Source organism: Streptomyces sp. CNQ329, from assembly GCF_000482585.1.
Window position 1 is genome coordinate 51,667 of record NZ_AXVU01000016.1, and the last position, 18,937, is coordinate 70,603.

Here is an 18,937-nt window from a genome sequence, read left to right on the forward strand (position 1 = left end):
AAGACTCAGCGCAGGTGCGACGTGTCGTTCAGCAGCCGCACGCTCGCGTTCCCGTCCGCGAAGTACGCCACCTCCGACAACGACGCCGGCGACAGCTCCATCCGGTACAGCGACTCCGGCGGCGCGCCCAGCGCCAGCCGGACCAGCGTCTTGACCGGCGTCACGTGCGTGACGAGCAGCACCGTGCGGCCGGCGTAGCGCGCGAGGAGCTTGTCGCGCGCGACCGCGACGCGGCGGCTGACCTCGGCGAAGGACTCCCCGCCGCCGCTCGGCGCCGCCTTCGTGGAGCGCAGCCAGGCGGCGACGTCCTCGGGGTGCCGCTCGCGCGCCTCCGCGAACGTCAGCCCCTCCCAGGCACCGAAGTCCGCCTCGCGCAGGCCGTCTTCGAGCCGTACGTCGAGCCCGAGCCGCCCGGCGATCACGTCCGCGGTCTCGCGGCAGCGGCGCAGCGGGGAGCTGACGAGGGCCTGGACGGTGCCGCGGGCGGCCAGGAGCCCGGCGGCGGCAGCGGCCTGGCCGCGGCCGATGGCGGAGAGCGCGGGATCGCTGCCTCCGGCACCGGAGAAGCGCTTCTGGGGGGTGAGGTCCGTCTCGCCGTGGCGGAGCAGGAGGAACGTGGTGGACGCCCCGGGGTCGGTGCCCCAGCCCACGGCGGGCGTGGCGGACCTCCCGACGCCCTCACCTCGTGCGCCGCCGTCCTCAGCCCCTACGCCGGCACCCTCGCCCGGTACACCCGCGCCCTCCGCGGCCCCGGCCCCGGACCCGGCACCGGCACCGGCACCGGCACCGGCCCCGCCCGCACCCGCGGCCAGTTCCGCGCGCGATGCCCCCGCGTCCCACCGCTCGCCGCGCCTGCCCGCGTCCATCGCCTCGTTGGCGAGCCGGTCCGCGTGCCTGTTCTTCTCCCGCGGGATCCACTCGTACGACACCCGCCCCGGCGGGAAGACCTCCTCCGCCTCGGCGGCCAGTTCGCGCATCCCGGGGTGCTTGATCTTCCAGCGCCCCGACATCTGCTCGACGACGAGCTTGGAGTCCATCCGCACCCGGACCTCGGCGTCCGGGTCGAGCCGCCGCGCCGCCCGCAGCCCGGCGATCAGTCCGCGGTACTCGGCGACGTTGTTGCTGGCCACCCCCACGTACGCCGCGTCCTCGGCCAGCACCGCGCCGTCCGCGTCGCGCACCACGGCGCCGTACCCCGCGGGCCCGGGGTTCCCCCGTGAGCCGCCGTCCGCCTCGACGACGAAGGCGCGCCGGGCCGGGCGGGGCATCAGAGGCCGGATTCGGGCGTACGGACCAGGATCCGGCGGCAGTTCTCGCACCGTACGACGGTGTCGGGGGCCGCGGCCCGTACCTCGTTGATCTCGGTGATGTTCAGCTCCAGCCGGCAGCCCTCGCAGCGCCGCTGGTACAGCCGGGCCGCGCCGACGCCGCCCTGCTGCTCGCGGAGCTTGTCGTAGAGCTTCAGCAGCTCGGCGGGGATCTCGCCGGCGATGTCCGCGCGTTCCTTGGTGACCGCGGCGACCTCGTCGTCGATCTCGCCCACCGCCGCGTCGCGCCGCGCGGTGGCGTCCGTGATCTTGGCCTGGACCGACTCGACCCGCCCGGTCAGCTCCGCCACGCGCTCCTGCGCGGTCTCGCGGCGCTCCATGACCTCCAGGACCACGTCCTCCAGGTCGCTCTGCCGCCGTGCCAGCGAGGCGATTTCGCTCTGCAGGCTCTCCAGGTCCTTGGGCGAGGTCACCGCGCCGGAGTCCAGCCGCTGCTGGTCGCGCGCGGCGCGCTGGCGCACCTGGTCGACGTCCTTCTCGGCCTTGGCCTGTTCGCGCCCGGTGTCGCTCTCCTCGGTCTGCGCGGCGACGAGCAGATCGCGGTGCTGCGCGAGGTCGGATTCCAGGCCGGCGACTTCCTCGTGTTCCGGGAGGGTGCGGCGGCGGTGCCGGAGCTGGGTGAGGCGGACGTCGAGGGCCTGGACGTCCAGCAGGCGGATCTGGTCGGCGGGCGCGGCGTTCAAGCTGGCTGCTCCGGGCTCGTAGGGTCAAGGCTGGTGTGGGGGGCCGGCGACTGCGCGGGGCGCTCGGTCGGCGCGGCGGAGTGCGTGGTCCAGGGGTCGGTCACGATACGCGAGACATGCGTGCGCAGACCCCATCCGTTCCGGTCCGAGATGGCGTCCAACTGCGCGGCGGCCTGTTCGCACCACGGCCACTCCGTGGCCCAGTGCCCCGCGTCGATCAGGTACGGGCGGCCTCCGCCGGCGAGCGCGGCGTGCTGCTGCGCCTCGGAGACCGGGTGGTGGCGCAGGTCGGCGGTGACGTAGACGTCGACGCCGGCGGCGCGCACGGCGTCGAAGAGCCCGTCGCCGGAGCCGCCGCAGACGGCGGCGGTACGGACCTCGCCGCCCGGGTCGCCGGCGACACGCAGTCCGGTGGCGGTTCGCGGCAGGGACGCGGCGGCGCGGTCGGCGAACTCCCGCAGCGTCAACGGGGCGTCCAACTCCCCGAGGCGGCCCAGGCCGCGGCGGCCAGCGGGATCGTCGGCGTCGGGCACGAGCGGGCCGGTGATGCGCAGGCCGAGGGCGCCGGCGAGGGCGTCGGAGACGCCGGGGTCGGCGCGGTCGGCGTTGGTGTGGGCGACGTGCAGCGCGATGTCGTTCTTGATGAGCGTGTGCACGACGCGGCCCTTGAACGTGCCGGCCGAGACGGTCGAGGTGCCGCGCAGGTAGAGGGGATGGTGCGTGACGAGCAGATCGGCGCCCGATCCGACGGCCTCCTCGACGACCTCCCGCACGGGATCGACGGCGAACAGCACGCGCTCCACCGGGGCGTCCGGGTCGCCGCAGACCGTGCCGACGGCGTCCCAGGGCTCGGCGCGGCCGGCGGGCCAGAGGGATTCGAGCGCGGCGACGACGTCGGCAAGTGCGGGCACGGAGGCAAGGCTACCTCCGCGGGTAGGGGCCGGGCGCGGCGCCCACCTGCAAGCACAACGCGGCGGCGCGGCGAAGCGGAACGACGGATCCGCCACCCGTACGTGTGAAGTGACCGGCGCCGCGCCGATTGCTTTGACGTGCGAAAACTACCTTCACGTGCGGAGGTGATGGGACCGGATGAGGCACAATGCAGAATCGATTCCGTCAGCGACCACGGGGGCGGCGGCAACGACCGCCCCGGCGACCGCGGCGGTGGACGCGACGGCGGCGGATGCGGTGGCGGGCCCGGGGACGGCGGACCGGGGCGCGGAGGCGGGGGCGGCGGGCTCCGAGCCGCCGGATACGGGAGAACCGCCCGCCGCGGGAGCGCGGCCGGTGTCCCGGTCCGGGGGGTGGACCCGGGTGGGGACGCTGCCCAGGACAAAGGCGGCCAAGGCGCAGAAGACGGCGGCCCCACCGCTCGTGGCGGTCACCGCGACGACACCTCCCTCACCCCGCGCCGCGACCCCCCGGCACGCCGCCCCGCCCACCTCCGTTCCCCCCTCGGCGGCCCCCGGCCGCCCCGTCGGCCGGGCCGGGTTCACCCTCACCGCCGACGGCACGTACGGCGCCTGTCTGGCCACCGACGCCGACGGCAACTGGTTCCCCGAACGCTGGACCCTCCACGGCCCCGAGGCGTATACGGTTCCGCTCCCCTGCGCGCAGCCGGAGGAGCCCGGGACCACGGTCCTGCCGCTGGCCGACGGCCGGGTGCTGATCCGCCGGCTCGTCGGCGGCGCCGAGCACACCTTCTCCCTCCTGCACCCCTCCGGGCCCGACACCACCGAGCAGACCCTCGGTTCGGTGTCCGCGCCCCGGCTCGCGCTCGTGCCCCCCGCGCCGGAGAGCGTCGAGGTGTACGCGCTGGCGCCTCCGGACCCCGGCGGCGAGACCACCGCCGTGTGGCGGGTGTACGGGGGCGGGTTCGCGGGTGCGGGCACGGCGCACCCGGAGCGGGTCGGGGAACTGCCGGGCCGGTGCGCGGGCCGCGGCTGGCTGGACCGTACGGGCCGGGCGCTGGCCGTCGACCAGGAGCTGGACGGGCGGACGAAGGCGGTGACGGTGGGGCTGCACGGCGGGGTGGAGGTCAGCCCGCTGCTCCAGCTCACCGAGGAGAGCAACGACCGCCTGCTGCTGGCCGACCCCGACAGCGGGCTGCTGCTCCTGTGTTCCGACGCCCCGGGGTGCGACCGGCTGGGGTGGGGGGTGCTGGGCAGCGGGCGGCCGGTGCGGTTCCCCGGGGCGCTGTGCCCGCGGGACACGGCGGTGACGCCGTTCGCGATGCAGCCGGGGCAGGTACTGACGCCGGAGCAGTGCGGGGTGGCACTGCGGCTCGACGGGCCCGGCGGCTGCCGGCTCGGGGTGTGGCGCCCGGCGGCGCGGCGGCTCGTCCACCTGCCGCCGCTGCCGGGGTGGATCATCGGCAGCGGGCTGTGGACACAGTGGGGTGAGCTGCGGCTGCCGTACGCGACGCCCGCGCATCCCTGCGGCCTGGCCCGGATCGCGGTTCCCGACCCGGCGCAGGACGCAGAGGCGACGGCGGGGGATTGGGCGTCCGACGGGGCCGCCGGCGAGGAGGACGCCACGCGCCCCGTACCGCTCCGGCACGCCCCGCTGTGACGCTTCCACGCGGCACGCCGCGACGACCGCACCCGGCGTCGCACGCCCCGCCCTCCCCCGCACGACGCCACCGCGCCGCTGCGGGGGAGGGCGGGGCGCTGCCGGGGCCGCGCGGTCGGCTCAGTCGTGCTCGACCACCGTGTCCGCGAGCACCGGCGCCTCGTCCCGCTCCACGGCGCCCGCGGTCAGCCGGATCCGCCCGCCGCCCGCCGGGCCCGCCGGCGCCGGCCACATCCGGATCCGCAGCGTCTCCCCCGGGTACGCCACGCCCGCGAACCGCGTCGCATACGCCCGCACCCGCCCGGCGTCCCCGTCCAGCACGGTGTCCACCGCCGCCTTCAGCGCCATCCCGTACGAGCACAGCCCGTGCAGGATCGGCCGGTCGAACCCGGCCAGCGCGGCGAACTCCGGGTCCGCGTGCAGCGGGTTCCAGTCGCCGGAAAGCCGGTAGAGCAGCGCCTGGTCCTCGCGGATGCCGCGGTCGACGACGTACGCCGGCGGCCCCTCGGGCGCGGGCAGCCGCGGCGACGGTCCGCGCTCGCCGCCGAAGCCGCCCTCGCCGCGCACGTAGAGCTGGGTGTCGGACGTCCACAGCGGCCCGTCCCCGTCGGCCGCCTCGGTGCGCAGCACCAGCACGGCGGCCTTGCCCTTGTCGTACACGGCGGCGATGCGCGAGGTGCGCGCCGCCTCGCCGGCGGGAGGCAGCGGGCGGTGCACGTCGATGCGCTGGGCGCCGTGGAGTACGGCGGTGAGGTCGACCTCGACCCCGGGAGCGTCGAGCCCGGCGCCCTCGCCGGCCACGCCGCCGTCGCCGGCCACCGTGACGAAGCTGGGCAGCACGCGCAGCCGGTCCTCCAGGACGTAGCGCAACTCGGCGGGGTCGGTGGCGGGACGGCCGGCACCGATGCCCAGGTGGTAGAGGAGGACGTCCTTGCGGGTCCAGGCGATCCGGGTCTCGCGGGGTGCGGCGGCGAGGGCCCGGGCGGCGTCGATGGGCATGGTGGGACGGGCTCCTTCGGTGGCCCGGGGCCCGCCCGCTCCCCGGACACCGGGGGCCGGTGGGCCAAGAGGTCGGCGGGTCGAGGGGTCGGTGTGCCGCGGGCCCGGACGACCGTGGTGACGGGTGCGTGGTGAGGTGGACCGGGCGAAGGGCGCGCGAAGACCCCGGCGTGCCGTCCGCACCAGTCGGCACGCCGGGGTCGCTCTCGGGTCGCGGCCAAACGTGCGACAAGAACACGTTCTTACCGCGATACATGTATAACGCAGTCCCCCGCGGTTGGGAAGACCGTAAAGAATCTTTACTGACACTCCGTCAGCATTCGAGTACAGGGGGTCGGTGAGGCAAACGCGGGATCCCGCGCCGCCGTTCGGGGGACAGTACCGGCCGGGCTTCTTGTATGCCTTTTCCCTCTGCTGTGCATTCGACACATGCGCGGATATAAAAGGACTAGTAGTACCTCTGCGGCGCTGGCACTCACCGCAGCCCTGCTCGCCGCCGCGACCGCCTGCGCCCACGGGCCGGTCCGCACGATGTCCGACGAGGGCAAGGCCCCCGGCAAGGAGGCCCGGTCGCCCTTCACCCTCGTCGCCACCGGCGACATTCTCCCGCACGACTCGGTCATCGAGCAGGCACACCGGGACGCCGGCCGCCGGGGCTACGACTTCCGTCCCATGCTGGCCGGGGTCAAGCCCGTCATCTCCGCCGCCGACCTGGCGATCTGCCACATGGAGACCGTCTACGGACCGGCCGGCGGCCCGTACACCGGCTACCCCTCCTTCGCCTCCCCGCCGCAGCTCGCCGCCGCCGCCGAGGACACCGGCTACGACTCCTGCTCCACCGCCTCCAACCACACCCTCGACGCCGGCTTCGACGGCGTCAGCCGCACCCTCGACGCCCTCGACGCCGCCGGCGTCGCGCACGCCGGCTCCGCCCGCACCCCCGCCGAGGCCCTCCGGCCCGCGCTGCTGCAGGCGGGCGGCGCGACGGTGGCCCAACTGGCGTACACCTACGGCACGAACGGCAATCCCTCCCCGCGGGACAAGCCGTGGGCGGTCAACATCACCGACCCCGAGCGGATCGTCGCCGACTCCCGCCGCGCCCGCCGGGCGGGCGCCGACATCGTCGTGGTCAGCCTGCACTGGGGCACGGAGTGGCAGGACGCGCCGGACGCCGAGCAGCAGCGGCTCGCCCGCGAACTGACCGCGTCGCGCTCGGCCGGGGCGCCGGACGTCGACCTGATCCTCGGTACGCACGCGCACGTGCCGCAGGCGTTCGAGAAGGTCAACGGCACCTGGGTCGTCTACGGCATGGGCGACCAGATCGCCGGCCGCATGATCAACCACGAGGGGGACCGCGAGCCGCGCGGCAACCAGGGCACCATCGCGCGCTTCACCTTCTCCCCGCCCGAGCGGGACAGCGCGCGCTGGCGGGTGACCAAGGCGGAACACCTCCCGCAGCTCATGGACCACCACCGCGCGGGCCCGCCGCGGGTCGTCGACCTCGGCGCCGAACTCGCCCGCGGCGACGCCCCGGAGCGCTACCGGCGCGTACACGACCGGATCAGCGAAGTCGTCCTCAGCCGCGGCGCGGGCGCGGACGGGCTGACCACGCCCCGCTGACTCCCGGCGGCCCGCACCGCTCCGCCGCGCCCCGCGCCTCCGGCCGGACGCGCGTTGGCGGCCGGGAGCTGATCGACGAACTGTCGCCGAAGCACACGGGCCAGGACTTCGACACCTTCAGCGGCGGCCACGCCGACGACGGCACGAGGGTCGTCCTGCGCGTCACGCCGGAGAGGGATCTCGGACCGCGGCGCCGATCTCCACAGCGCCGTCGGCACGCTCGTACGGCCGGTGCTGGAGCAGCGCGAGGCCGCGCGGGCGCGCAAGCAGCGTCGCGCCGGCCCTCCGCGCCCCGCCCGGATCACGCCTTCGCCGGCTCCGGCACGGCGGCCGGGCGCGGCAGGGCTATGAGCATCAGGGCGGCGCAGCCCAGCAGGATCCCGACGCCCGTCTGGAACGCCAGCGAGTACCCCGAGGCCAGCACCTCGGGCCCGGACCCGCCGCCGATGCGCGTGGCGGCCACCGTGGACAGCACCGCGAGACCCAGCGAGCCGCCCATCGTCCGGGAGGTGTTCATCACCCCGGAGACCACGCCCGCGTCGCCCGCGGGCGCCCCGGAGGTCGCCAGGTGCGCCAGCGGCGTGGCCATGAAGCCCACCCCGGCCATCATCAGGATCCCGGGCCCGGCGATGTCCGTGACGTACGTGCCGCCCGCGTCCGCCGTGCTCTGCCACAGATAGCCGCCGGCCGCCATCAGCACGCCCGCGATCGCGAGCGTCTTCGCGCCCGTACGGGCCAGTACCCGCGGCGCCAGCTTCGAGGCCGCCACGATCGTCAGCGAGTGCGGCACGAAGGCGAGGCCGGCCTCGACGGGCGTGTAGCCGAGGACGTTCTGCATGTAGAGCGACAGGAAGTACCAGGACGAGAACATCGCCGCGCCGGTGACGAACATCGCCGTGTTGGCCGCGGACACCGACCGCAGCCGGAAGAGCCCCAGCGGCATCAGCGGCGCCCGCGTCCTGGCCTCCACCGCCAGGAAGACGCCGACCAGTGCCAGCCCGCCGCACAGTGGCAGCAGCGCCGCCGCCGACGTCCACCCGTGGCTCTCGGTCTGCACGATCCCGTACGACACGGCGCCGAGCCCGGCGGTGACCAGGACCGCGCCCGGGACGTCGAGCCGGCGCCGGGGGCCGCGGCGGCTCTCCGTCAGCCACAGGGCCGCACAGGTGAGGACCACGGCGCCGACCGGCACGTTGATCAGCAGCACCCAGCGCCACGACAGCGCGTCCGTCAGCACCCCGCCGACCAGCGAACCGGCCGCCCCGCCGCCCGCGCCGACCGCCGTCCACGTCCCGATCGCGCGCACCCGCGCCGGGCCCTCGGGCACGGACGAGGTGACCAGCGTCAGCGTCGAGGGCGCCAGCACGGCGGCGCCGACGCCCTGCGCCGCCCGCGCCGCGAGCAGGTGCCACGGGTCCTGGGCCAGGCCGCCGGCGAGGCTGGCCGCGGTGAACAGCCCGAGCCCGATGAGGAAGACGCGCTTGCGGCCGAAGATGTCCCCGGCCCGGCCGCCGAGCAGCATGAGGCCGGCAAAGGCCAGCGTGTACAGGTTCACCACCCACTGGAGTCCCGACGCGCTCATCCCCAGGTCGGCGCGCATGGACGGCAGCGCGACATTGACGACGGAGACGTCGAGCACGACGAGGAACTGGCCGGCGCACGCCGTGAGGACGATGACCCACAGCGGCGCGCCGGCACTGCGCCCGGCCGCCGCGGGCGGCCGGGTGCCGGGTAGTGACTTGTGCATGGAATCCATCGTCGCACCGGCCCGCGACACCGCGCACGGGCACAGCGGTGTACGGGCCATGCGACTCCGGTCGTAGGCCGATGGGGCAGGATCGGGCGGGTGCGCGGCACCGGCGGCGCCGCCCCGGCCACGACGCCCACCGACCGACGAAAGGCACCGCCGATGGAGCTGGAACGCGAGCGGCAGCACCCGGGCGGGCACGGCCCCGCGCCCGTCCCCGGGACCGCCGGCGACCGGAACGAGGACCGGCACCGGGACCACGACGAGGACCGGGACCGGGGTCAGGACCCGGGTGAGGACCGGAAACGGGACCGGGACCTCCCGCTCGTCTCCGGCGCCGCCCCCTCCCCCGCCGTCCTCGCCGCCTTCGAGGCCGCCCCCGGGTTCATGCCCCGCGACGAAGGGCTCGCCCTGCACGCCGCCGCGGCCGAGGCCGCCGCTCTCGGCCTCCCCCTGCTGGAGGTCGGCACGTACTGCGGCCGTTCCACGATCCTGCTCGCCGCCGCCGCCCGTGCCGCCGCCCGCCCGGGGGTCGTCGCCGTCACCGTCGACCACCACCGCGGCAGCGAGGAGCAGCAGCCCGGCTGGGAGTACCACGACCCCGCGCTCGTCGACCCCGCGACAGGGCGGACGGACACCCTGCCGACGTTCCGCCGCACCCTGTACGCCGCCGGCCTCGAAGACCACGTCGTCGCCGTCGTCGGCCGCTCGCCGCAGGTCGCCGCGCTGTGGAACCGGCCGCTGGGGCTGGTCTTCGTCGACGGCGGGCACACCGACGAGCACGCCACCGCCGACTACGAGGGCTGGGCCCCGCACGTCGCACCGGGCGGACTGCTCGCCGTGCACGACGTGTTCCCCGACCCCGCGGACGGCGGGCAGGCACCGTACCGTGTCTACCGGCGTGCGCTCGACTCGGGCGCGTTCACGGAGACCGCCGCCCACCGGAGCCTCAGGGTGCTGCGCCGTACCGGCACGGGAATCTGAGCGTCGGCGACTTCTGCTACGGTCGCACGGATGTCCAGCCAGAACCGGCGGCCTCTCCGCGCCTATCTTCTGCTTGCACCCGTGGCACCGCTGGCCTTCGCCGGCGTACTCGTGTGGCAGTCGGTGGACGGCGGCGGTTCCGCGGCGGACGGGCGGGAACCCGGCGGGGCCTCGTCGGCGTCCTCCTCCCCGAACCGGCCCACCGCCGGGGGTTCCGCGGATCCGGACGGCTCGAAGAACACCGAGGACGCGAAGGACCCGGAGGTGGGCGAGAAGCCGCTGGCCGGAAAGGTGATCGTGCTGGACCCCGGGCACAACCCGAACAACCGCGACCACACGGCCGACATCAACCGCCAGGTCGACGCCGGCACCGTGCGCAAGGAGTGCGACACCACCGGCACGGCCACCAACGGCGGTTACGCCGAGGCCGACTTCACCCTGGACGTCACCCGGCGCGCCCGCACCCTGCTGCGCGCCCAGGGCGCCGAGGTGCGGCTCACGCAGGACGGCCGGCGGGAGTTCGGGCCGTGCATCGACGAGCGCGCCGAGATCGGCAACGAGGCCGGGGCCGACGCGGTCGTCTCCGTCCACGCCGACGGCGGCGGGCCGGGCGCCCGCGGGTTCCACGTGATCCTGCCGGGCAGGGTGCACGAGGGAAGGGCGGACACCACCGCCATCGTGACACCCTCGCGGAAGCTGGGCGAAGAGGTGAAGGCGCACTTCGCGAAGGAAACCGGAAGCAAGCCGTCCAACTATGTGGGCGACGGCACGGGCTTCACGGTGCGCACCGATCTGGGCGGACTGAACCTCTCGACTGTGCCCAAAGTCTTCATCGAATGCGGCAATATGCGGGACGCTAAGGACGCAGGCCGGCTGACGGACGCCGCATGGCGGCAGCGGGCGGCGCACGGAATCACGAACGGCATCGGGGCTTTCCTGGCAGGGTAGGCGCAAGCCGTCGACAGACCGGGAAATGCACACCGGGGGAACAAGGGGGACTCGTGGCCAGGGGGCCCGATGTGGCCGATCCGCGGACCCGTACGATGGGGCGGCATTTCACGCTCCGCGGCGCAGGAATCCGCACCAGCAACAGCGACAACGACCAATACGTAAGGGACATTTCGTGAACATCCGCTCACTCACTCGGGGCGACGGCGTAGTGATCGGAGCAGCGCTGCTGCTGATTATCGCCTCGTTCCTCGGCAGCATCTCGGTGGACTGCCCCGGCGGGGCCGACTGCGGGGACGTGCCCAACGGCTGGGACTCCGACCAGTTCCCCCTGCTGCCTTCGGTATTCCTGACGGGCGTCATCGCCGCCGCGCTCATCTTCGTCGGCCGGACGAAGACCGGCGACCGCGAGTTCGGCGGGCTGCGGCTCGACCAGTGGGGGACCGCGCTGTCGGCCGCCGCGCTCCTCAGCTCGCTCTTCATGCTCTTCGGCGGCGCGCGCAACATGGCCAACGATGCCGTGGGGCAGGACATCTTCGGTATGGGCATCGGCCTGATCCTGGCGCTCATCGCGAACCTCGCGATGACCGCGGCGGCGGTCCTCGGCCACACCGTCCCGGCGCTCAAGGCGAGCCTGCTGTCCAGCCCCGGCGCCCCGGTGGCCGGCGCCCCGTACGGCGGCGCCCAGCCCCAGCCCGGTTACGGCTACCCCGGCGGCGGTCAGCCCGGCCCGGGCGGCGCGCAGCCCGGTGGCCCGTTCGGCGGTCAGCAGCAGCCGTTCGGCGGCCAGCCCGGTGCGGGTGCCCCGCAGCCCGGCGGCCCGCAGGCCGGCGCCCGGCCGCAGCAGGCCGCGCAGGCCGCGCCGCAGCCGGCGGCCGGCGGTTCGTTCGCGCCGTTCTGGTTCGCGGTGCCGGCGGCCCGGCCGCTGTTCGCCGAGGACGGCTCGTCGGCCCAGATCGCCGAGCTGACCCCGGGCATCTGGTACCTGGCGGTGGACCAGCGCGGTGCCGCGCTGGTCGCGCAGACCCAGGACGGCCGCCGCGGCGTGCTGCAGGACACCACGGGGATCCAGCGCGGCGCCTGACCGGCCGCGCCCGGCACATCCCCGGAGGCCCCCGCCCGAAGCTTCGGGCGGGGGCCTCCGCGTGTCCGCCCCCCTCACCCCCAGGCGGTCGCCGCCAGCCACCTGTCCAGCAACTCCGGCTCCCCCCGTACGTCGACCCGGTCGCTGTCCGGCGGCAAACGCCGGTGGAACACCAGCAGCACGTCTGCCAGCGGCCCGCGCAGCGCCACCGCCGCCTTCGCGTGCTCCCGGCGCCAGCCGAACCCCTCGGTCCCCAGCTCGATCAGCCACTCCGCGCCCGCCTCCGGCGGGGTGTCCGTGGCATGCAGATGGATGCCCGAGCCCGCGATCTCCGGGGCGCGCAGCGGCTCCAGGTCCGCGTCACCGCCGCGCTGCGCGAACTCCAGGATCTCCAGCCACTCGTCGATCGTGTCCGCCCCCAGGTCCGCCTCGACGGTGAACTCCACCCCGGCGGCGCCGTCCGCGTCCGCCCGGTGCACGACCGTCTCGTGCGCCATCCGCCGCGCCCAGAACGCGGCCCGCTGCTCCTCCGCCCATGTCCACACCGCGGCGTCGGCCCCCGCCGCCCGCAGTTCGGCGGCGAGCAGGCCGGCGCCTTCGGCCAGCCAGCCGTCGAGCGCGGCGGCGGTGCGCGGCTCGGGGCCGGTGAAACCGGGCACCTCCTCGTCCGCCAGTTCCGCGGTGGCGCGCGTACGGACGAGTTCGGCCGCCCAGCGGTGTGCGCCGCCGACGTGCACGGCGAGTTCACCCAGGTCCCAGTCGGGGCAGGTGGGCACGCGGGCCGACAGATCGGCGCCGCGTACGGTACGGCGCAGCAGGTCGGTCTGCGCGACGACTTCGGCGCAGTACCGGTCGTAAGGGAGTCTCATGCGGCGACTCTACGGACCCGCAGCCTGCTCGCGGCCGTACGCCCCGCGGCCCGCGGCCTGCGTCGCCGTGCGCTAATCGGGCCCCTGATCGGCGTGATCGGGGTCCCCCGGCGCGTCGACCAGCCGGCAGACCGTCTCGATGTCGATCCGCACCTGGGCGCTCGACGCACGCCCCGACAGCCAGGTGAGGAGCGCCGAGTGCCACGTGTGCTCGATCACCCGGGCCACCGCCGACTGCTCCGGTGCAGGACTGCCCTCGACGCCCATCGCGTCCAGGATGATCGCCGAGGTCAGCCGGGAGGCGGCCTCGACGTCCGGGCCCACCGACCGGTCGGCGAAGATCAGCGCGCGCACCATCGCGTCCGCGAGCTGCGGCTCGCGCTGGAGCGCTCGGAACGCGCGCATCAGCGTCTGCGCCACCCGGGCGCCCGGCTCCGCGGCGGTCGGCGGGCGCTTGCGCAGGGTCTCCTGCAACTGCAGCAACTGGTCCTGGAGCGTGGCGACGAGCAGGTGGATTTTGGACGGGAAGTAGCGGTACAGCGTGCCGAGCGCGACACCCGCCTGCTCCGCGACCTCGCGCATCTGCACCGCGTCGAAGCCGCCGCGGGCGGCCAGTTCGGCGGTGGTCTGGAGAATGCGGCGGCGGCGCGCCTCCTGCCGCGCGGTGAGCCGCGGCCGGCCCGGTCCCTGGCCGGACCCGCCCGGGACGCCCGGGACGCCGGCCCTCGATGTTGTCGTCATGTGTCCCGATCTGTGCCGTGCTTCCCCCGACGGCAGATCCGGCGCGCGGTTCTGGCTACCAACCGGTAGATTCGAAGCCGCCGAACGTCTGCCTGAAACTTGTTCTAGATTAGCGCGAGCGGTTACGCTCCGGCGAAACTGCAGTGAGAAGGGGGCCGTACGTGACCGCCGAGGTGCCGCTGCGCATCGCCCTGCTCAGCTACAAGGGCAACCCCTACTGCGGCGGACAGGGCGTCTACGTCCGCCACCTCTCGCGCGAGCTGGCCCGCCTCGGCCACCGGGTCGAGGTGATCGGCGCCCAGCCCTATCCGGTCCTCGACCCCGGCGTCACCCTGACGGAGCTGCCCAGCCTCGACCTCTACCGGCAGCCCGACCCCTTCCGCACCCCCGCGCGCGGCGAGTACCGCGACTGGATCGACCTGCTGGAGGTCGGCACGATGTGGACGGGCGGCTTCCCCGAGCCGCTCACCTTCAGCCTCCGCGCCCGCCGTCATCTGGCCGCCCGCCGCGGTGACTTCGACGTCGTCCACGACAACCAGACCCTCGGCTACGGCCTTCTCGGCGGCCCCCGCGCCCTCGGCGCCCCGCTCGTGACCACCGTGCACCACCCGATCACCGTCGACCGGGACCTGGAGCTGGCCGCCGCGTCCGGCTGGCGGCGGCGCTCCTCGGTACGCCGCTGGTACGGGTTCACGCGCATGCAGCGCCGGGTCGCCCGCCGGCTGCCGTCGGTGCTGACGGTCTCCGGATCGTCCCGTACGCAGATCACCGAGCAGCTCGGGGTGCGGCCGGAGCGGGTCCACGTGGTCCCGATCGGCGCGGACACCGAGCTGTTCAGCCCCGACCCCGCGGTGCCGCGGGTGCCGGGCCGGATCGTCACCACGGCGAGCGCGGACGTGCCGCTGAAGGGGCTGGTCCATCTGGTCGAGGCGCTGGCGAAGATCCGTACGGAACAGCCGGACGCGCACGTGGTGGTGGTCGGCAAGCGGGCCGAGGACGGGCCGGTCGCACAGGCCGTCGAGCGCTTCGGGCTGGGCGGGGCGATCAGGTTCGTCACGGGCATCAGCGACGGGGAACTGGTCGGCCTGCTGCGCGGCGCGCAGGTCGCGTGCGTCCCCTCGCTGTACGAGGGCTTCTCGCTGCCCGCCGCCGAGGCGATGGCGACGGGCACACCCCTGGTCGCCACCACCGGCGGCGCGATCCCCGAGGTCGCGGGTCCGGACGGCGAAACGTGCCTGGCGGTCCCGCCGGGCGACGCGGGCGCCCTGGCCGCCGCCCTCACCCGCCTGCTCTCCGACGCCCCCCTCCGCGACCGCCTGGGGGCGTCGGGCCGGGAGCGGGTGCTGAGCCGCTTCACGTGGGCGCAGGCGGCGAAGCAGACCGCGGAGCGCTACCGGGAGACGATCACGGCTCACACCGCCGCGGACGCCCGCCCCCGGACGAGCGGCGGCGGGGCGACGGCGAGGATGCGGGCCGCGGGCGGTGACCACTGATGCCGCCCGCGCCGGCGGCCCACGACCACCCCGCCCCGGGAACCGCCCGGAACCACCGAGGCGACCAGGACCGAGCCCGGCCACCCGCCCGCGACGAACACGACCGGACGCGCGTGCCGAGCGGCACACCGAAGCGCGACCGGGCACGGCCCCACGACACGGCAGCCCCGGCCCGCCCCCTCACCCCCCGCACCCTCCCGCTCCGTGGCAACGACGCCCCGGCCGGCCGCGCATGCGCGCACTCCTCTCCCCCGCCCCGCCCCGCCTCCCGCCCACCCCTCCGGAGGAGCATTGCTGACCGTCGACTTCACCCGCTTCCCGCTCGCCCCCGGCGACCGCGTGCTCGATCTGGGCTGCGGCGCCGGACGGCACGCCTTCGAGTGCTACCGGCGCGGTGCCCGTGTCGTCGCCCTCGACCGCAACGGTGACGAGATCCGCGAAGTCGCACGCTGGTTCGCGGCGATGAAGGAGGAGGGCGAGGCCCCGGCGGGCGCCACCGCGACCGCCGTCGAAGGCGACGCCCTCGCCCTGCCCTTCCCCGACGACAGCTTCGACGTCGTCATCGTCTCGGAGGTGATGGAGCACATCCACGACGACAAGGGCGTGCTCGCCGAGACGGTGCGCGTGCTGCGCCCCGGCGGCCGGATAGCCGTCACCGTCCCCCGCTACGGCCCCGAAAAGGTCTGCTGGGCGCTGTCGGACGCCTACCACGAGGTCGAGGGCGGCCATATCCGCATCTACAAGGCGGACGAGCTGGTCGGCAGGATCCGCGAGGCGGGCCTCAGGCCGTACGGCCTGCACCACGCGCACGCGCTGCACTCGCCGTACTGGTGGATCAAGTGCGCCGTCGGCGTGGACAACGACAGGTCACCGGCCGTCCGCGCGTACCACAAGCTGCTGGTCTGGGACATCATGAAGAAGCCGCTGGCGACCCGCCTAGCCGAGCGGCTCCTCGACCCGGTGCTGGGCAAGAGCGTCGTCGTCTACGCGACCAAGCCCCACGAGGGCGGCCGGTGACGAGCTCCGAGCGCACCGAACACCTGGTCCTGCCCGGCGTGCTGGACGCCGCCGAAGTGGCGCAGACCGTCGCCGGGATCGCCGCGGTGCAGCGCGACGACGGGGCGATCCCGTGGTTCCGCGGCCACCACCTCGACCCGTGGGACCACACCGAGGCGGCGATGGCCCTGGACGCCGCGGGCGAACACGCGCGGGCGGAGGGGGCGTACGAGTGGCTGCGGCGGCACCAGCTCGCGGACGGCTCCTGGTACGCGGCGTACGCGGACGGCGACGCGGCCCGGCCCACCGACCGGGACCGGGAGACGAACTTCTGCGCGTACCCCGCGGTCGGCGTCTGGCACCACTATCTGGCCACCGGCGACGAGGCGTTCCTGCGCCGCATGTGGCCGGTGGTGCAGGGGGCGACGGAGTTCGTGCTGCGGTTGCAGCAGCCGGGCGGGCAGGTGGGCTGGAAGCGCGAGGCGGCCACGGGCGCGGTCCTCACCGACGCGCTGCTGACCGGCTCGTCGTCCGTCCACCACGCGCTGCGCTGCGCGCTGGCCGCCGCCGAGCGCCTCGGCGAGCCGCAGCCCGGCTGGGAGCTGGCCCTCGGCCGGCTCGCGCACGCGATCCGCAGGCACCCGGAGCGGTTCCTCGACAAGGACCGGTTCTCGATGGACTGGTACTACCCCGTGCTCGGCGGCGCGGTCACCGGCGCGGCGGCCCTGGCGCGCCTGGAGCGCGGGTGGGACCGTTTCGTCGTCCCCGGTCTCGGCGTGCGCTGCGTCAGCGACCGCCCCTGGGTGACCGGCGGCGAGAGCGCGGAGCTGGTACTCGCGCTGTGGGCGGCGGGCAGCGGCGAACGGGCGCTGGAGGTGCTGCGTTCGCTGAAGCACCTGCGGGCGGAGGACGGCATGTACTGGACGGGGTACGTCTTCGAGGACGACGCGATCTGGCCCGCGGAGCGGACGTCGTGGACGGCGGGGGCGCTGCTGCTGGCGCTCGCGGCGGTCGGCGGCGAGGAGGCGACGCAGGCGGTCTTCGGCGGGGCGGGGCTGCCGGAAGGGCTGGACCCGGACTGCTGCTGAGAAGGGCCGGGCCGGGGGCGCCCGCCTGTGCGGCACCGGGGACTCCGGCCCGAACGGGCCCCGGATCGACCGCCCGTACGGGCGGTCACGCCGTAACCTCCCTCGTCAGGCGCCCTCTGGCCGGGGCCGGCACTGACCTTCGCGGGTACAAGACGATAAGGTGGGCGGCGACAACTTCACTTGCGCCCCGCGGGGGAAGCCGGTGCGAATCCGGCGCTGACCCGCAACCGTGAGTGCGGCCACCCCGTGGCCGTACGAGCCGGAGCACCCGCGAGGCGCGGCAGGCTCAAAGGGGCCCCGCCCGGTACCGACGCCGGCCCGGGCCCCGTCCGTCGCGGTACGCGGAGCTGAGCCCCGGCACCTCCGGCGCGCGTCGCGCGCGGGCGGGCGGCCGTGGCCGGCTGTGCCGGCCGCCGTCCCGAAAGGCCCCCGCCCCGCCATGGCTCCGATAGGCCGGACCGCCGCCCGCGGCACGCGCGCGGCACTCGCCGCCGCAGTGCTGCTGCCCCTGACCGTCGCCGGCCCGGCGACGGCGGCCGTGGCCGCCACCGCGCCGCATGCCGCTCCACACGCCGCACCCGCACAGAAAAAGCTTCCCGCAGGGCTGTACGGCACCGCGGACCCCGAGTTCGACGGCGTCTGGCGGCAGTCGCTCGCCCTCCTGGCCCAGCGCACCCAGCGCCTGCGCCCGGCGCCCGAGGCGGTCGGCTTCCTCACCGGGCAGCAGTGCGCGGACGGCGGCTTCGCCGCGTACCGCCCGGATGTCTCCAAGCCCTGCGACGCGGCCACCGAGGACACCAACGCGACGGCCGCCGCCGTGCAGGCGCTGAGCGCGACGGGCGGCGAGCGCAAGGCCGTCGACAAGGGCGTGGCCTGGCTGAAGAAGATCCAGAACGAGGACGGCGGCTGGGGCTTCAACCCCGGCGGCCCCACGGACGCCAACTCCACCGCGGTCGTCGTCGGCGCGCTGGCCGCGGTCGGCGAGAAGCCGGAGAGGACGACGGCGGGCGGCGGCAGCCCGTACGACGCGCTGGCGGCGCTGCAACTCGGCTGCGACGCGAAGAAGGCGGAGCGGGGGGCGTACGCGTACCAGCCGGAGGACGACGGCGCGCTGTTCCCCAACGACTACGCCACCGCCGCGGCCGTCCTCGCCGGCACCGGCAACGGACTCGGCCTCGGCCTGGCGGAGAAGGGCGCCGCGGGCGGCAAGGACAAGCCGGTCGAGGCGGGCGCGTGCGCCGGGGATCCGTCGCCGGCGGAGGCGGCGGAGGCGGGCGCGGCGTACCTGGCGCAGAAGCTCGCGCAGGGCGACGGGCACCTCCCGATGGCGACCGGCGAGGGCCCCGACCACAACGCCACGGGCGTCGCGGTGCTGGCGCTCGCCGCGGGCGGCCACGGCAGCGCGGCCCGGGAGCCGTACGGCTGGCTGGAGCGCGACAAGAGCACCCTGGCCTGGTCGAAGGAGAACCCGGCGGCCCTGGCCACCCTGATCCTCGCCGCCGCGGCGGTCGACGCCGACCCGAGCGCCTTCGCCGGCGACACGGACCTGGTGGCCCGGCTCAACGCCACGGGCCCGCAGCCGACGGCGGAGAAGCCGGCGGCGGACACGGCGGCGGAGGACGAGGAGTCGTCGGACGACGACGGCCCGGGTGTGGCGGTGTGGTCCCTGCTGGCGGTGGGCCTGGCGGCGGGCGCGGGGATCGGCCTGCTGGCGAGCGCGCGCAGAAAGAGGCGGGAATGAGCGCGGGGGCCCGGGCGCGGCGCGGACACCCCGGGGGTCGGTTGC

The 18,937-nt window shown here is 75.4% G+C and carries 16 protein-coding genes and 1 riboswitch; of the genes, 9 read left to right on the forward strand and 7 right to left on the reverse strand.

Annotated elements, in window-relative coordinates:
• Positions 1 to 5 precede the first annotated feature (5 nt).
• Genes I003_RS0113000 through I003_RS0113010 form a run of 3 tightly spaced genes read right to left on the reverse strand, consistent with a single transcriptional unit; the run spans position 6 to position 2,922 of the window.
• Entirely contained in the window at positions 6 to 1,268 is a 1,263-nt protein-coding gene (locus I003_RS0113000) for a bifunctional RNase H/acid phosphatase (RefSeq protein ID WP_027771934.1), read from the reverse strand.
• The gene (locus I003_RS0113005; RefSeq protein WP_027771935.1) at positions 1,268 to 2,011 is read right to left on the reverse strand and encodes a CT398-like coiled coil hairpin domain-containing protein; all 744 of its coding nucleotides are present in this window, start codon (positions 2,009 to 2,011) and stop codon (positions 1,268 to 1,270) included. Before I003_RS0113005 ends, I003_RS0113000 begins: the two co-directional genes overlap by 1 nt.
• Complete coding sequence (locus tag I003_RS0113010) at positions 2,008 to 2,922, reverse strand: Nif3-like dinuclear metal center hexameric protein (RefSeq protein WP_027771936.1); 915 nt, start codon at positions 2,920 to 2,922, stop codon at positions 2,008 to 2,010. Before I003_RS0113010 ends, I003_RS0113005 begins: the two co-directional genes overlap by 4 nt.
• Positions 2,923 to 3,325: 403 nt before the next feature.
• On the opposite strand from I003_RS0113010, the gene I003_RS32095 reads away from it, so the two are divergent.
• Positions 3,326 to 4,582: a hypothetical protein gene (locus I003_RS32095; protein WP_486584201.1), complete on the forward strand. Its 1,257-nt coding sequence runs from the start codon at positions 3,326 to 3,328 to the stop codon at positions 4,580 to 4,582.
• A gap of 120 nt (positions 4,583 to 4,702) precedes the next feature.
• Here I003_RS32095 and I003_RS0113020 read toward each other — a convergent pair whose 3' ends face one another.
• Positions 4,703 to 5,581, reverse strand: a complete 879-nt coding sequence (locus tag I003_RS0113020) for a MaoC/PaaZ C-terminal domain-containing protein (protein ID WP_027771937.1) — start codon at positions 5,579 to 5,581, stop codon at positions 4,703 to 4,705.
• 429 nt (positions 5,582 to 6,010) lie between these two features.
• Here I003_RS0113020 and I003_RS0113025 point away from each other — a divergent pair, with 429 nt between their 5' ends.
• Positions 6,011 to 7,201 (forward strand): CapA family protein, encoded by a 1,191-nt coding sequence (locus I003_RS0113025; RefSeq protein ID WP_027771938.1) that lies wholly within the window; start codon positions 6,011 to 6,013, stop codon positions 7,199 to 7,201.
• A 301-nt stretch (positions 7,202 to 7,502) separates the two neighbouring features.
• Here the strand turns inward: I003_RS0113025 and I003_RS0113030 are convergent, their stop codons facing one another.
• Positions 7,503 to 8,957 (reverse strand): MFS transporter, encoded by a 1,455-nt coding sequence (locus I003_RS0113030; protein ID WP_027771939.1) that lies wholly within the window; start codon positions 8,955 to 8,957, stop codon positions 7,503 to 7,505.
• Between the two features lie 378 nt (positions 8,958 to 9,335).
• Between I003_RS0113030 and I003_RS32100 the strand changes: the two genes are divergently transcribed.
• The 3 genes from I003_RS32100 to I003_RS0113045 all read left to right on the forward strand — a co-directional run bounded on the left by I003_RS32100 (position 9,336) and on the right by I003_RS0113045 (position 11,964).
• The gene (locus tag I003_RS32100) at positions 9,336 to 9,932 is read left to right on the forward strand and encodes a class I SAM-dependent methyltransferase (protein WP_051368229.1); all 597 of its coding nucleotides are present in this window, start codon (positions 9,336 to 9,338) and stop codon (positions 9,930 to 9,932) included.
• Between the two features lie 30 nt (positions 9,933 to 9,962).
• On the forward strand, positions 9,963 to 10,880 hold the full coding sequence (locus tag I003_RS0113040; protein ID WP_027771940.1) for an N-acetylmuramoyl-L-alanine amidase family protein: 918 nt from the start codon (positions 9,963 to 9,965) through the stop codon (positions 10,878 to 10,880).
• Between the two features lie 211 nt (positions 10,881 to 11,091).
• The gene (locus I003_RS0113045) at positions 11,092 to 11,964 is read left to right on the forward strand and encodes a hypothetical protein (protein ID WP_027771941.1); all 873 of its coding nucleotides are present in this window, start codon (positions 11,092 to 11,094) and stop codon (positions 11,962 to 11,964) included.
• Between the two features lie 74 nt (positions 11,965 to 12,038).
• Here I003_RS0113045 and I003_RS0113050 read toward each other — a convergent pair whose 3' ends face one another.
• Positions 12,039 to 12,833 (reverse strand): maleylpyruvate isomerase family mycothiol-dependent enzyme, encoded by a 795-nt coding sequence (locus I003_RS0113050; RefSeq protein WP_027771942.1) that lies wholly within the window; start codon positions 12,831 to 12,833, stop codon positions 12,039 to 12,041.
• Between the two features lie 72 nt (positions 12,834 to 12,905).
• Complete coding sequence (locus I003_RS0113055; protein WP_027771943.1) at positions 12,906 to 13,574, reverse strand: TetR family transcriptional regulator; 669 nt, start codon at positions 13,572 to 13,574, stop codon at positions 12,906 to 12,908.
• A 161-nt stretch (positions 13,575 to 13,735) separates the two neighbouring features.
• Here I003_RS0113055 and I003_RS32105 point away from each other — a divergent pair, with 161 nt between their 5' ends.
• From I003_RS32105 to I003_RS0113075, 4 genes are all read left to right on the forward strand, one after another.
• Entirely contained in the window at positions 13,736 to 15,067 is a 1,332-nt protein-coding gene (locus I003_RS32105; RefSeq protein ID WP_051368222.1) for a glycosyltransferase family 4 protein, read from the forward strand.
• A 291-nt stretch (positions 15,068 to 15,358) separates the two neighbouring features.
• Positions 15,359 to 16,084 (forward strand): methyltransferase domain-containing protein, encoded by a 726-nt coding sequence (locus I003_RS0113065; protein WP_027771944.1) that lies wholly within the window; start codon positions 15,359 to 15,361, stop codon positions 16,082 to 16,084.
• Complete coding sequence (locus I003_RS0113070) at positions 16,081 to 17,151, forward strand: prenyltransferase (protein ID WP_027771945.1); 1,071 nt, start codon at positions 16,081 to 16,083, stop codon at positions 17,149 to 17,151. Before I003_RS0113065 ends, I003_RS0113070 begins: the two co-directional genes overlap by 4 nt.
• Before the next feature lie 192 nt (positions 17,152 to 17,343).
• Positions 17,344 to 17,396, forward strand: a riboswitch (cobalamin riboswitch).
• A 194-nt stretch (positions 17,397 to 17,590) separates the two neighbouring features.
• Complete coding sequence (locus I003_RS0113075; protein ID WP_027771946.1) at positions 17,591 to 18,892, forward strand: SCO2321 family membrane protein; 1,302 nt, start codon at positions 17,591 to 17,593, stop codon at positions 18,890 to 18,892.
• Positions 18,893 to 18,937: the final 45 nt, after the last annotated feature.